Annotated in this window: 11 protein-coding genes; all 11 read left to right on the top strand. The window is 40.7% G+C overall.

The annotated features are described in order from the left end of the window. Positions 1-707: 707 nt before the first annotated feature. The 11 genes from QFZ87_RS22700 to QFZ87_RS22650 all read left to right on the top strand — a co-directional run bounded on the left by QFZ87_RS22700 (position 708) and on the right by QFZ87_RS22650 (position 13,735). Entirely contained in the window at positions 708-1,325 is a 618-nt protein-coding gene (locus QFZ87_RS22700; protein ID WP_308080865.1) for a YczE/YyaS/YitT family protein, read from the top strand. Between the two features lie 128 nt (positions 1,326-1,453). Next, on the top strand, positions 1,454-2,215 hold the full coding sequence (locus tag QFZ87_RS22695; RefSeq protein WP_374121090.1) for a YfkD famly protein: 762 nt from the start codon (positions 1,454-1,456) through the stop codon (positions 2,213-2,215). 157 nt (positions 2,216-2,372) lie between these two features. Further along, positions 2,373-2,570 carry an SE1561 family protein gene (locus tag QFZ87_RS22690; protein ID WP_308080863.1) on the top strand — a complete coding sequence of 66 codons (198 nt, stop codon included), beginning with the start codon at positions 2,373-2,375 and terminating at the stop codon, positions 2,568-2,570. A gap of 176 nt (positions 2,571-2,746) precedes the next feature. Then, positions 2,747-4,300, top strand: coding sequence for a fumarate hydratase (locus QFZ87_RS22685; protein ID WP_309866576.1), 1,554 nt, complete (start codon positions 2,747-2,749; stop codon positions 4,298-4,300). A 509-nt stretch (positions 4,301-4,809) separates the two neighbouring features. Then, positions 4,810-5,775, top strand: a complete 966-nt coding sequence (locus QFZ87_RS22680; protein ID WP_309866574.1) for an NERD domain-containing protein — start codon at positions 4,810-4,812, stop codon at positions 5,773-5,775. A 62-nt stretch (positions 5,776-5,837) separates the two neighbouring features. Next, positions 5,838-6,599, top strand: a complete 762-nt coding sequence (gene pdaA / locus QFZ87_RS22675; protein WP_309866571.1) for a delta-lactam-biosynthetic de-N-acetylase — start codon at positions 5,838-5,840, stop codon at positions 6,597-6,599. 96 nt (positions 6,600-6,695) lie between these two features. After that, positions 6,696-7,556: a DNA-3-methyladenine glycosylase family protein gene (locus tag QFZ87_RS22670; RefSeq protein WP_309866568.1), complete on the top strand. Its 861-nt coding sequence runs from the start codon at positions 6,696-6,698 to the stop codon at positions 7,554-7,556. 12 nt (positions 7,557-7,568) lie between these two features. Further along, on the top strand, positions 7,569-8,951 hold the full coding sequence (rlmD, locus tag QFZ87_RS22665; protein ID WP_309866565.1) for a 23S rRNA (uracil(1939)-C(5))-methyltransferase RlmD: 1,383 nt from the start codon (positions 7,569-7,571) through the stop codon (positions 8,949-8,951). A 332-nt stretch (positions 8,952-9,283) separates the two neighbouring features. Then, entirely contained in the window at positions 9,284-9,583 is a 300-nt protein-coding gene (locus tag QFZ87_RS24985) for a heterocycloanthracin/sonorensin family bacteriocin (RefSeq protein ID WP_396133946.1), read from the top strand. Between the two features lie 250 nt (positions 9,584-9,833). After that, entirely contained in the window at positions 9,834-11,795 is a 1,962-nt protein-coding gene (locus QFZ87_RS22655) for a putative thiazole-containing bacteriocin maturation protein (RefSeq protein WP_309866559.1), read from the top strand. Then, positions 11,795-13,735 carry a TOMM precursor leader peptide-binding protein gene (locus tag QFZ87_RS22650; RefSeq protein WP_309866557.1) on the top strand — a complete coding sequence of 647 codons (1,941 nt, stop codon included), beginning with the start codon at positions 11,795-11,797 and terminating at the stop codon, positions 13,733-13,735. Before QFZ87_RS22655 ends, QFZ87_RS22650 begins: the two co-directional genes overlap by 1 nt. Positions 13,736-13,758 lie beyond the last annotated feature (23 nt).

Below are 13,758 nucleotides of genomic sequence, written 5' to 3'. Positions count from 1 at the left end.
AAACAGCGAGACTCTGTCAGAAGGTAAGGCAACTTCGGACAGAGTAGGCAGAAAACAGCGAGACACTGTCAAAAGTCAAGGCAACTTTGGACAGAGTTGGCAAAAAACAGTGAAACACTGTCAAAAGTCAAGGCAACTTCAGACAGAGTTAGCAGAAAACAGCGAGACACTGTCAAAAGGCAGGGAACCTTCGGCCAACATCAATAATTTCAAGGGCACTAATTTCAGGACCTGAGATGAGTTCGGGCAAAATGGATGAAATTATTCAGGTCAAAAGATGTGCGACTTCATGGAAAACATAAGTATGAATAACACCAATCTTTGTGATAACACCTAAACTGAAAGAGACTCTAAGCCAACTGGCCTAGAGTCTCTTTTTTTTCACTTTTTTAAATGTACGGAGTAATTTTAATTTTTGCTATGCTATAATATAACAGCATGATTTTTAGGGTTCAAAAATCAATCGTATTTCTGGGACCATCAACCACCAACCTTCATGTTTAGTTATTGACAATAAAAACACGAGTGTTGAATTTCATATAAGACGGGGATCCCAACCTCCTTAGTAAATTAAATATAAGTAGTCGATTGATTGCTGCCCTCCTTTTTTAAAAGGTTAAGTTTATTATAAATCTAAGTTAGAATTTTGTAAATAATCAGATTATTGCATTTACATTACTTTTTTACCAATTTTAAAGGAGAAACATATGAAATTTTTTATTAGGCTATTATTTTTTATTTTTGGCTTAGTCATTATGACTTTTGGCGTATGTATGACTATTAAGGTAGCGGATATTGGGGTCGGTGCCTGGGATGCACTGAATTATGCTCTTACCAAAAAGGTGGGCTTGTCGATTGGTAAATGGGTCATGATTGATGGGGCTATTTTAGTTATCGTCAATTCCTTACTATTAAAAAGAAGGCCGGCAATTCTATCACTTTTTACAATTATAGTGATTGGGTCTTTAGTTGATTTTTGGCTGATGACGTTCTTTGAATTATTTGAAGTACATGGGTTTATTGCAAAAATAGCGATGCTCTTGGTAGGAATTTTAATTATCGGATTCGGTGCGGCGATTTATATTCAGGCAAAGTTTCCGCAAAGTCCTATTGATAACTTTATGTTAGCCATCAAGGAGCGTTTTCGTGTGAATTTAATGATGGCAAAAACGATCGGTGAGATTACCGCTTTAATTCCAGCGTTCCTTTTACATGGACCGATTTCGTATGGAACGATTATTATTACGTTTACCGTTGGTCCTGCCATTCAGCTTTTCTTTCCTTTTTTTGAAAAATTAATGGGACGACTGCAGGCGAAATATTGAAATTAATTGCTTGAATGGATAATATTAATGAACTCCGAAAAAACTAGTAGCAGACATGGTAATGCTATTAGTGAAAGGAGTTTAACCTCGTGAAGAGAAATGTATCGATTCTAATGACACTGCTATTAATGCTAACCTTTATTCCATCTGCTTTCGCTCAAAAAGCAAAAGACCAGGTAAAGTATCAAGTCCCAGCCTCGGTTCGAAATATCACGAAGGAAAATACGTATCCGAATTCAACACAGGACTTACCTTTATTGCAGCCGAGTGATTTAACAAAAAAACTAATCAACTCTTCTAAAGTAAAGATTCAAAATCCTGATTTAATTCGTATGCTCAATGAGTCAAGTATCAACAGTACTCCGTTTGCACTTGGCTACCGTGCGATTATTTATCTCGGACAATGGCCATTAAATTATGAGTCAACGGAGACCTCTCCGAATTGGGAGTACCAAAAAATTAACACTAATTATTTTGATAATCGTGGCGGGAAAGTGCCATATCAAATTAAGTATGTGCAAGAGGCTCAGAAAATCGTTAGAGGTGGCCTGACTGCGAAAATTGCCAATCCTGAAGATGTGAAAAAGATGATGCTGTTAAAAGCGATGGAAAAAACTCGTCTTCCGTTGTCGTTTGAAACCATTATTGGTGCAGGAACGAAAAATGATCACATTTACAATATCCCGCCAAATCGCTTAGGGTACCTTTATGCATATGCACCTGGGGTAAATGAAAAAGGCAAAGTGACTTACGGTGAAGTGTATTTGATGCTTAAGGGCAGTAAAAAGTTTATTGTTGTTAAGAACGTGACATCACAAGGAATTGGTGCTTGGATTCCGGTCCAGGATTATGTATCATTTGGTTTTGCTGCTTCCGAGCGTCCGCGATGATGGTGAGAAAGGACTCCTGCTGATTGGCTGCAGGGGTCTTTTTTTTGCAGGTGGCTCGCGTTTTCTTTTCTAAAAGTTGGGTAAAATACGGATAACTATTGCCAACAGCCGTCTTTTTACGATAGGATGAAAACGGAACACGAAAGGAGCGAGCAGCTTGGGCAGTCCATTACAAGATAAAAACACACAAGTTACCTTTTTAAAACAGCGTTTAAATATGTTTATCGATGTGCTTGATGCAATTGATCCGGAAGATACGGATCTTGAGGATATTGATCGCTTAATCTCTATGTTGGATGATATGGAGTCTAAATGTAAGGAATTTAATAATCGTGATATTCCAGAGTCTGTTTAACACAACAGGCTCTTTTTATTTGGGGGAAATGGGGTCTATTTTCCTTATAATGGAATGAATTCGTTTGCAACCTTATTCTTTAATTCAGAGGATTATAGGAGTATAATGGAAACGTGAAAAAGTTATAAAATTGAAAATAGATACATTTGGGGAACAAAGGGAAAGGGGTACTCGAATTGAATATCGAAAAATTTCAAGAAAGCATGTACAAGCTAATTGTTGAAACGTCTACAAAGCTTCCTAAGGACGTCCGTCGGGCTGTGAAAAAAGCTAAGGAACTTGAAAACGCTGGTACAAGTGCGGCAATGAGCCTTGCAACCATCACTAATAACATCAAAATGGCAGACGATCAAGTATCACCGATTTGCCAGGATACAGGTTTACCAACGTTCAAAATTAAAACTCCTGTTGGTGTAAACCAATTGGTTATGAAAGAAGCCATTAAAAATGCAATTGTCCAAGCGACAAAAGAAGGAAAGCTACGCCCTAACTCTGTTGACTCACTAACAGGTGAAAACAGTGGGGATAACCTTGGTGCTGGACTTCCGGTCATGAAATTTGACCAATGGGAAAAAGATTACATCGATGTCCGCTTGATTTTAAAGGGCGGCGGTTGTGAAAATAAAAATATTCAATATAGCCTTCCTTGTGAATTAGATGGACTTGGCCGCGCAGGCCGCGACCTAGACGGTATTCGTAAATGTGTCATGCATTCCGTTTACCAGGCTCAAGGCCAAGGCTGTAGCGCAGGGTTTATCGGCGTCGGTATCGGTGGCGACCGTTCATCTGGCTATGATTTAGCAAAAGAACAGTTATTCCGTTCTGTGGATGACGTGAATCCAAATGAAGACCTTCGTAAACTTGAAGAGTATGTAATGGAAAATGCGAACAAGCTTGGAATCGGAACAATGGGCTTTGGCGGGGAAGCTACCTTACTAGGCTGTAAAGTTGGCGTAATGAACCGTATTCCCGCTAGCTTCTATGTTTCCGTTGCATATAACTGCTGGGCCTTCCGCCGCTTAGGTGTAAGCGTGGATCCTGTATCAGGTGAAATTACAGAATGGGCATACCAAGATGGTGAGTTCATTGATTTCGCAGAGGGTGAGGCAGCGAAAGAAACGGCAGCTGCTTCGGCTGGCGATTCTGAGGAATTCATCACTTTGCAGGCGCCAATTACCGAAGAGCAAATCCGTGAGTTGAAAGTTGGAGATGTGGTTAAAATTAACGGATTAATGTACACAGGACGTGATGCAATCCATAAATATTTAAGCGATCACGATGCGCCAGTTGATTTAGATGGCCAAGTTATTTACCACTGCGGTCCGGTTATGTTGAAGGACGAAGCTGGTCAATGGCACGTTAAGGCGGCTGGACCAACAACAAGTATTCGTGAGGAGCCATATCAAGGTGACATCATGAAGAAATTCGGTATCCGCGCTGTAATCGGTAAAGGCGGTATGGGACCGAAGACATTGGCTGCGTTGAAGGAGCACGGCGGCGTGTACTTGAACGCAATCGGGGGTGCAGCTCAGTATTATGCGGACTGTATCAAGGGTGTCGAAGGCGTGGATTTAATGCAATTCGGTATTCCAGAGGCGATGTGGCATCTTCGCGTAGAAGGGTTCACTGCCGTTGTAACGATGGATTCCCACGGCAACAGCTTGCATGCTGATGTGGATAAGTCTTCATTGGAAAAATTGGCACAGTTTAAGGAACCGGTATTTAAATAGGATTGTGGGATTTGTTTGGGGGCTGGGCACCTTGGTGCTTGGCCCTTTTTGCTTGGTTTGGGGGAGGGGGCTGCGGCTATCTATTTGTTCGTGGGCTTTGCGTGGTTGTTGATCCTATCTTGGGGCCTTAGCCTTCGGTTTTGCTCACTTAATTGTTAGTTGGAAATTGATTTCCATGTTTTGTAGAATACAACCTTAATTTTGTAGAATAAATCAAATTTTTGTAGAATTCCTCTCCCAATTTGTAGAATAATCTTCAACCTTGATCTGAAACGTTAACAATTGGAAGTCGGTTACCAGATTTTGTAGAATTCACCCCCGATTTTGTAGAATAACTTGAAATTTTGTAGAATTCGTCCTTCAATTTGTAGAATTCCTCTCCAGACACACTGAAATTACACCAAACTTCTCTCAAATCAAAAAAGTCACAAGAAGTCCACATAGGAAACAAAGGGAAATCCGGTTCATTAGCCGAAATTCTATCTAAAATACAAAGGAGGTATCATAAATTGTTTGATAAAGATCTTAAATTACCCATTAATTTAATAAAAGCAGAAGCATTAGAGAGAAGAACAGCGGAAAACCGTCCGTGTAGGGGGGATTTAAAGTCATATATAAAGAATTTAAGGTCTGGTTATAACGGTGAAAAAACAATCAACTATTTTTTAAGCCAAATTCCACCCCAAAGGTTTCGCATTTTCCACGATCTACGTCTCCCATTTGGTGATACTTACTTTCAAATTGATACTCTCCTATTATCTACTAAGTTTATTCTCATGCTTGATGGGAAAAATCATTCCGGAAAACTTTATATTGATAAAGAACAAATGATTCAAGAGTATTTGGATACTCGCAACGTATTTGAAAATCCAATTATACAAGCCAATCGCCATAACGTATTACTAAAGTACTTTTTAGAGAAACACAAAATACCCCAAATTCCGATCGAATCGTTAGTAGTCATAAGTAAATCATCAACTGAGGTCACTATTGACGCAGGTTACACCGAGGCACATAGAAAGATTTTTCGCGCAAGTGATTTAGTTAATAAAATGGAGGAAAAATATCGTTATTACAGAAAGGAATATATTGATAATAAGATCGTAGAAAAGATTAAAAAGCTGTTACTAAAAAAACACACGCCATTGAACACAAACATTATGGAGAAGTTCAACGTGACGATACTAGATATAATAACAGGAGTTCAATGCCCAAAGTGCTTCTATGTACCAATGAACTACAAAAGAAAGAATTGGATTTGTCCAATTTGTCACTTCCTTTCACCCGATGCCTTTTTAAATGCGATGGCTGATTATTTCCTGCTCATAAATCCCTCATTTACTAATACGGAAATACGAAACTTTCTACATCTTCCATCATCAAGGTCAGCAACCTACTTTATTTTCTTATTAGATTTCCCTTCAACAGGCACCACAAAAGGCCGCATCTACCACCAACCCAAGGATTTCCTATAAATACTAATCATCTTTTCCCCAATAAAACAAACACTAAAAAAAACAAACTAGGGGGAACATGGATGAAAAGAATAACGAGCCTGCTGATTGCGGGGTTACTAGTCCTTCCGCAAATGACCTATGCAGCTGTCTCCAATCAACCCATTCATTGGGGCTTTAAAAAATCTGTCAATGAGCAACCGCCAGAAGCGGGTGCAGCCTACGATCAGATTTTGGCGAAATACGGGGCGTTTTACAAAGGAAACCCGAACTCAAAAATCTTATATCTTACTTTTGATAGCGGGTATGAGAACGGACAAATGCCGAAAATTCTTGATGTGTTAAAAAAAGAAAAAGTACCAGCTGCTTTTTTTGTCACCGGGCACTTTTTAGAGTCCCAGCAAGAACTGTCCAAACGCATAGTCAAAGAAGGCCATATTATTGGCAATCATTCTTGGCATCATCCTGATTTTACAGCCGTTAGTGACGAACGAATTCGTGAAGAATTGGCAAAAGTAAAGAAACGAACAACCGAAATTACTGGTCAAAAAAAGATGAAATACCTTCGTCCGCCACGTGGAGTTTTTAGTGAAAGAACTTTGCAGATTGCGAAAGAAGAAGGGTACACACATGTGTTTTGGTCGATGGCGTTCGTTGATTGGAATGTCAATCAGCAAAAAGGCTGGCAATATGCCTATGACAACATTATGAGACAGGCTCACCCCGGTTGTGTGATGCTGTTGCATTCAATTTCACAGGATAACGCCGATGCACTAGAAAAGGCAATTATAGATTTGAAAAAGAGAGGCTATAAATTCAAGAGCCTTGATAAGTTTAAAGAATAATCGACTAACCGAATTTCACAGAGAAATTCGGTTTTTCCCTTTTCAATATTTTTCGTGCTATAATACGGGGAAAATACTAAAGGATGGAATCTGCCCGTGTGGAGAGAAGAGATTCATTTCAAAGGTCCTTATAATTTCGATAGTGTGCTAATGAGGCATAAACCAGATCCATTGAAACAGGTAGATATAGAAGCTCGGTCCATCAGAGTGCCTGTTGTTATTGGCAACCGCTCACAGGTTATAGAAGTGACGACAATTGGTACGGTCGATCAGCCTGCATTTACCGTAAAAGGACAAACGGATAAAGATGTTGCCATACCACATATATCCGAACTTTTTCAATGGAATATATCTTTAAAACCAATCCATAATCACTTTCAACAAACCGACCTTAAGGACATCTTCGACACATTCATTGGCACACCGCTCGTCCTTGATTTCGGTCTATTTGATAGCCTCATCAAGTGTATTATCCACCAGCAGATAAATATGACGTTTGCCTATCGGTTAACGGAGCGTTTTGTAAAAACATTTGGCTATGAAATCGACGGTGTTTGGTTCTTTCCTCAACCTGAAAAAGTAGCTACCCTAACGGTAGAACAACTGCGTGAGCTGCAATTCAGCGGTAGGAAAGCGGAATACATGATTCAAATTGCGAAGGAAATCGTCGAAAAGGGTCTGAACTTACAGGCTCTCAAAATGCTAACAGACGAAGAAATTTTTCAAAAATTAACGCTGATTCGCGGAGTTGGCAAATGGACGGTTGAGAATTTCCTATTGTTTGGTATGGGGAGGCCTAACCTGTTTCCGATGGCCGATATAGGCATCCAAAATGCACTGAAAAAATTGTACAAGTTGGAAACAAAGCCAACTTTTGAAGAAATGGAACACTATAAACAAGGCTGGGAGCCTTATCAAAGCTACGCTTCTTTGTATTTATGGAGAAGCCTTGAATAATGGAGTGAATATATGAAAACCGAGCAAAGTATTAAAATTCAACTGAAGCAGACCTTTCCGTTAACGATCAAAAGATTAGGAATTAATGGGGAAGGCGTCGGCTATTTTAAAAAGCAAGTCGTGTTTGTACCGGGTGCGCTTCCGGGTGAAGAGGTAGTCGTTGAGGCTACGAAAATTAATCCTAAATTCGCTGAGGCAAAAATTAAGAAGATCCGTATCCAATCACCGCATCGTGTACAAGCGCCATGCCCGGTTTATGAGCAATGTGGCGGCTGTCAGCTGCAGCATTTACAGTACGGACAGCAATTAAAAGAAAAACGAGATATCATCATTCAATCACTGGAGCGGCATACAAAACTAGCAGTCAACAAGCTGGATATCCGTGAAACGATTGGAATGGAAAATCCGTGGGGCTACCGGAATAAAAGCAGTTTCCAAGTGGCTCAGAAAAATGGCAAGGTGTTAGCCGGATTATATGGAATGAACTCGCACCAACTTATCGATATCGAACATTGTGCGGTCCAGCATTCACAAACAAACGAAGCGGTCACAAAGGTAAAATCAATCCTAGAGGACCTACAAATTCCTATTTATAATGAAAAAACGGGTAAAGGTATCGTTAGAACAATAGTTGCCCGCGTAGGAGTAGAAACGGGCGAGCTACAGGTTGTCCTTATTACTACACAAAAAGAACTGCCGAAAAAGGAGTTAATAATAGAAGAACTTCAAAAAAGGCTTCCGAAGGTAAAATCAATTGTTCAAAACATTAACGGTGAAAAAACGTCACTGATTTTTGGAGAGGAAACCCTTGCGCTAGCTGGCGAAGAGTTTATCCAAGAGACACTAGGGGACCTGCAGTTTGAGCTGTCAGCAAGAACGTTCTTTCAATTAAATCCGATCCAAACCGTGAAGCTTTACGACGAGGTGAAAAAAGCAGCCACTCTGACAGGTAAAGAGAAAATTGTTGATGCTTATTGTGGGGTGGGAACGATTGGATTGTGGCTGGCGGATCAGGCAGCAGAAGTGCGCGGCATGGACATAATTCCAGAATCCATTGATGACGCGAAGAAAAATGCCAAGCGTCACGGTTTCACCAATACCAAATACGTTCCAGGTAAAGCGGAAGAAGTTCTGCCTAAGTGGGTGAAAAAAGGCTGGAAGCCGGATGTCATTGTGGTCGATCCACCGAGAACCGGCCTAGATAACCAACTGCTTCAAACCATTTTACAAGTGAAGCCTGAAAAGTTGATCTATGTGTCTTGCAACCCTTCTACTTTGGCGAAAGATATTCAGACTTTAAGTTCGAAGTATGAGGTTAAATATATTCAGCCTGTGGATATGTTTCCGCATACGGCGCACGTTGAGTGCTGTTCACTTTTAGTTTTTAGCGAATAAAGATGAGGTTGTGTGTGTAAAAAAGTCTCTCTGCTTGTAAAGTGGAGAGACTTTTTTGTGCGGAAATTAAAGGCTAAGAGGGGGAGTTATGGACCAACTAAATATATGGAAAAAAATATGCGGACTGAATATGGGCATCAACCATAAGTATTATTTTAGCAACAGTTTAAAATACTTCAACGCGAAATAGGCTCTTAGTTTAGTAACAGAGACCTAAAAGTAAACATAATTTGTTGAAGAGAGTATACATCGTAACTAATGATTTCGTTTACACAGACCTGGTATTGACTTTTTTACTCTTTATTCAAGATTAACTTAGATCATTAAATACAATGGGGAGGAAAGAATACAATATGTTTCAAAATGAGCTACAGGGGTTGGGAATCGACCCTTACCAAGTTGGTCAGTTAGTTCCTATGGATACTCAGAGCCAGGACCTGCAAATGATGGCTAGACGTTGCGGTGGCTGCGGACATTGCGGTGGCTGTGGAGGATTTCGTTGCGGCGGTTGTGGAGGATTTCGATGTGGAGGATGTGGCGGCTTCCGTTGTGGTGGTTTTGGCTGTTTTGGCTGCTTCGGTTTCAGCTGTTTCGGCATTGGCATCGGTTTTAGCTGTTTCGGTTTCATTTAATTGCTTTGGCAGTTTGAGCCGTTATACACCGATAACATTTCCTAAAGAAAAAATTAATAATGTAAATCAAAAGTGTCCTTGCGTAATTTTCCCGCAGGGGCACTTCTTAAATTTAAGGCTGTATTAAAGCTCATTGTTGATTTTTTAGCGTCATTGATTGGAGCTTCCGCTTTTCTTATCATATTGGACAAAAAATCGTACATAAACTGATAGTGCATAATTAGTACGAATATGAATAAGGAGGGGCTGAATGACAAAACTGGACTCGTCCTCACGTCTTAAGGTCAAAAGGGATACTTTCTTTCTTCCAGATCCACATGGCGGTGTGTATTTAAGAAACAACTTAAGCTCATTCCGAATAGAAGGTAATACAATCTATCAGTGGATTGAAAAATTGCTTCCAATGTTCAATGGGGAGCATACAATGGGAGAATTAACAATGGGATTAACTGCCCCTTATCGGGACAGGGTATACGAAATAGGAGAAACGTTGCACAACAACGGTTTTGTACGCGATCTAAGCAAAGATAAACCCCATCAATTGAATCGAAACCTTCTTGAAAAGTATGCATCACAAATCGAATTTATTGAGAATATTAAGGGGTCTGGTGCTTACCATTTTCAAGAATATCGTCAGGCGAAAGTTCTGGTTGTCGGCTCTGGCCCCTTTATGGGTTCAATGGTTTCCTCGTTAATCGAATCGGGTCTTCCCAAATTAAATGTCTTGGTCACAGATTCCGTTCCTACCAATTGGCAGAGGCAAAATGAACTGGTGCAAAATGCCCGTAAGACCGATTCTGAAGTCGAGATAAAGAATGTGCCCTTTCATAAAGACGCAGGAAGCAGTTTCTGGAGAGAAGCAGTTCAGCCCTATGATTGGATTCTATATGTCTCGCAGGATGGCAATATAAATGAGCTAAGGGATCTTAATCTGGTTTGTAAAGAAGAAAAAAAGGCATTTATGCCAGCTATCTATTTAGACCAGGTGGGGCTTTCTGGTCCATTCAATCAACCGGATACAGATGGATGCTGGGAGTCCGCATGGCGCAGAATCCATCAATCAGCACTAAAAAAAGATCGGCCATCTCAATCCTTCTCTTCAACAGCGGGATCGATTCTGGCAAATGTTTCAGTATTCGAATTTTTCAAAAGGGCTACAGGGATTACAGATTCCAATGAGAGTCATCAAATTTACATGCTTGACCTTGAAACCCTCGAAGGAGACTGGCTTTACTTCATCCCACATCCATTGGGTACGTCTAAATGTCATACTCCAAGACTGGTGGAAGATTTTGATTTACGCCTCAAAGAGGAAACGGACAGAAATGAACCAACGAGTAACCTCTTAGAGTATTTCAGTCGATTAACGTCAGAAGAGATAGGAATTTTCCATACTTGGGAGGAACGAAATTTACCCCAACTTCCACTTGCGCAGTGCTGTGTTCAAGCAGTTAACTCTTTTTCTGAGGGACCGGCAGAGCTGCTTCCTGAAGTTGTCTGTGCAGGACTAACACATGAGGAAGCAAAAAAAGAAGCAGGGCTAACGGGCATTGAAATGTATGTTTCACAAATGATAAATTTGCCCGTATTGGGAGACAAACATCAGAAAAATAAGGTAGGTGCGAAAATACCTGAGGGATTTATTGGCATCGGTTCGGGAGAAACAATGGCAGAGGCTGTTTGTAGAGGCCTTCAAGTCTATTTAGGTGAAGAATTGAAAAAGAGAAAGGTTGATCAGCAGAGTAGGGTTTATCGAATTAAGGTGGGAGCCCTAGAAGATAAGAGATGCAGATTTTATTTTAATGCCTTGACTACCTTAAATGGTGCTCCAACAATTGGTCTAAAAGGGGATGTACTAGGATTCCCTGTGGTAGGGGTAAGGTCGAAGGGCCGTTGGTACACAAGTGTAAGTCTAAATACCACATTGTCATTACGTAATGCATTGGAACAAGCGCTTTTGGATGCTCAAAACCAAGTATATTCCACAGAAATGCAAGAGACGGAGTCTAGTGTTTTTCTGGAAAAAAATGAAAGCAAACTGGATATCCCATCTTGTGATGAAATTACGTCTCGGGAGCTATTACAATCGTCTATTCAGATATTGAACCGGAACCGCAAGCGGCTAGTAATCTATGACCTTACCTTTGAGCCTTTTTTAAAACAAGAGCTGGCAGGGGTGTTTGGTGTTCAGGTAAAAGAGGGGGGATCCTAATGGCTGCTCATATACTTATAGATGGTGAGGGAGTATTAGCGGATTATGTATATAATCAATTGTCCCCAAACTATCTTGTTAGGCGCCAAAGCATTCTTGAAGAGGTTCCCGAAAATACAGAATTAGTTCTTGTGCTGCATGATACCTGGAAACCATCCGTTCATCAAAAAGCTGAAGAGAGGTTAAGGGGTTTAGCTATTCCGTGGTTTCGAGGTTTCGTTTTGTTAGGTGAGGGAATCATTGGTCCATTTGTACGCCCTGGTGTACCAGGATGTTCTCACTGTGCTGACATACGACTTATGTTAGCTGGACATGACCGCCAAGAAATGTGGGGCCTTCGGGTGAAAGTGGCAACAGGAGAAGATTTATTGCGTGATGCATGGGCATCACGAACCGGATTATCGCAAATGGCGTTCTTGATTAGCAACGAAGTGAAAAAGATTCTTCAAGGAGAAGAAAGCAGCTTAGAAGAACGGGTGTTCATTACAAATCTGAAATCATTAACGATCTCGAGCCACTTTTTCTTGCCAAATTCGTTATGTCCTATGTGCAGTCGAATACCTAAAGACACATCTGAATTGGCGCACATTAAGTTAGAATCTAGTCCTAAATTGAACCCCACTGGTTACCGATGTCGTTCGATGGATGAATTAAAAAACGTGTTAGTCAAAGATTATCTGGATTATCGTACGGGAATCATGAATGGGAAAATGCAGGATATCAAGTTGCCGTTCGCCGATGTTTTAGTGAACATGCCGTTGTTTGATGGGGACGAGGGAGTAGCAGGCAGGACCAATTCTTATGAAATGAGTGAGCTAACTGCCATTTTAGAGGGTTTGGAGAGATATTGCGGAATCGAACCTCGCGGCAAAAGGAAGGTAGTTCGTGATAGCTATTACAATTTAGCGGAAAAAGCACTAGATCCTGCAAAAGTAGGTTTGCATGAGAAGGAACAGTATGAAAGGCCCCATTTTCTATTTAAATCATTTCATCCTGATAAACCAATGAATTGGGTCTGGGGATATTCATTTTTACAAGAACGACCTATTTTGGTTCCGGAGTTACTGGCCTATTACAGTTTGGGATATGGAGAAGGCTTTGTTTATGAGACCTCCAACGGTTGTGCATTAGGAGGAAGTTTAGAGGAGGCCATTTTCCATGGCATTATGGAAGTAGTCGAGCGAGACTCATTCTTATTAACCTGGTATGCACAACTTCCCCTTCCCCGTCTTGACCTTAGTTCTGCGAACGACAAAGAATTGCAGCTGATGGTGAGCCGGATTCGTGAGGTGGCTGGTTATGACCTGCATTTTTACAATTCGACGATGGAACATGAGATTCCAAGCGTTTGGGCAGTGGCCAAAAACAGAACATCCAAGGGAGCAAACCTCATTTGTGCAGCCGCAGCGAATCCTGATCCTGTAAAGGCAGTAAAAAGTGCAATTTACGAGCTTGCAGGAATGATGTTTAGGCATGACGAAATCTTGGAGAAAAATCGACCGAAATATGAAGCGATGTTACAGGATCCGTTTGCAGTACGTACTATGGAGGACCATGGCATGCTTTACGGACTAAGAGAAGCAGAGGAGAACTTGAGCTTTCTATTAGATGAAAATCGCCCTTTACGTACATTTGCTGAGGAATTTAAAAGCCCACCTGTGAATGCTAATTTGAAGGATGATGTTGAGGATATTCTAAATAGGTTCCGAATGCTAGACCTGGAAGTCATTGTGGTTGACCAAACAACACCAATAACCAAACGGAACGGTTTATTCTGTGTAAAGGTATTGATTCCTGGCATGCTGCCAATGACATTTGGACATCACCTTACACGTATACAAGGTCTTGAACGGGTACTCAACGTACCTGTGAAACTCGGGTTTAAAAAGCACCCGTTAACATATGAACAGTTGAATCCATATCCCCATCCTTTTCCATAACTGCAAGAGTAGGAGGGTTACAG

It is taken from the genome of Bacillus sp. SLBN-46 (assembly GCF_031453555.1).
Lineage (GTDB): Bacteria > Bacillota > Bacilli > Bacillales > Cytobacillaceae > Neobacillus.
This window is presented reverse-complemented; position numbering and strand designations above follow the sequence as displayed.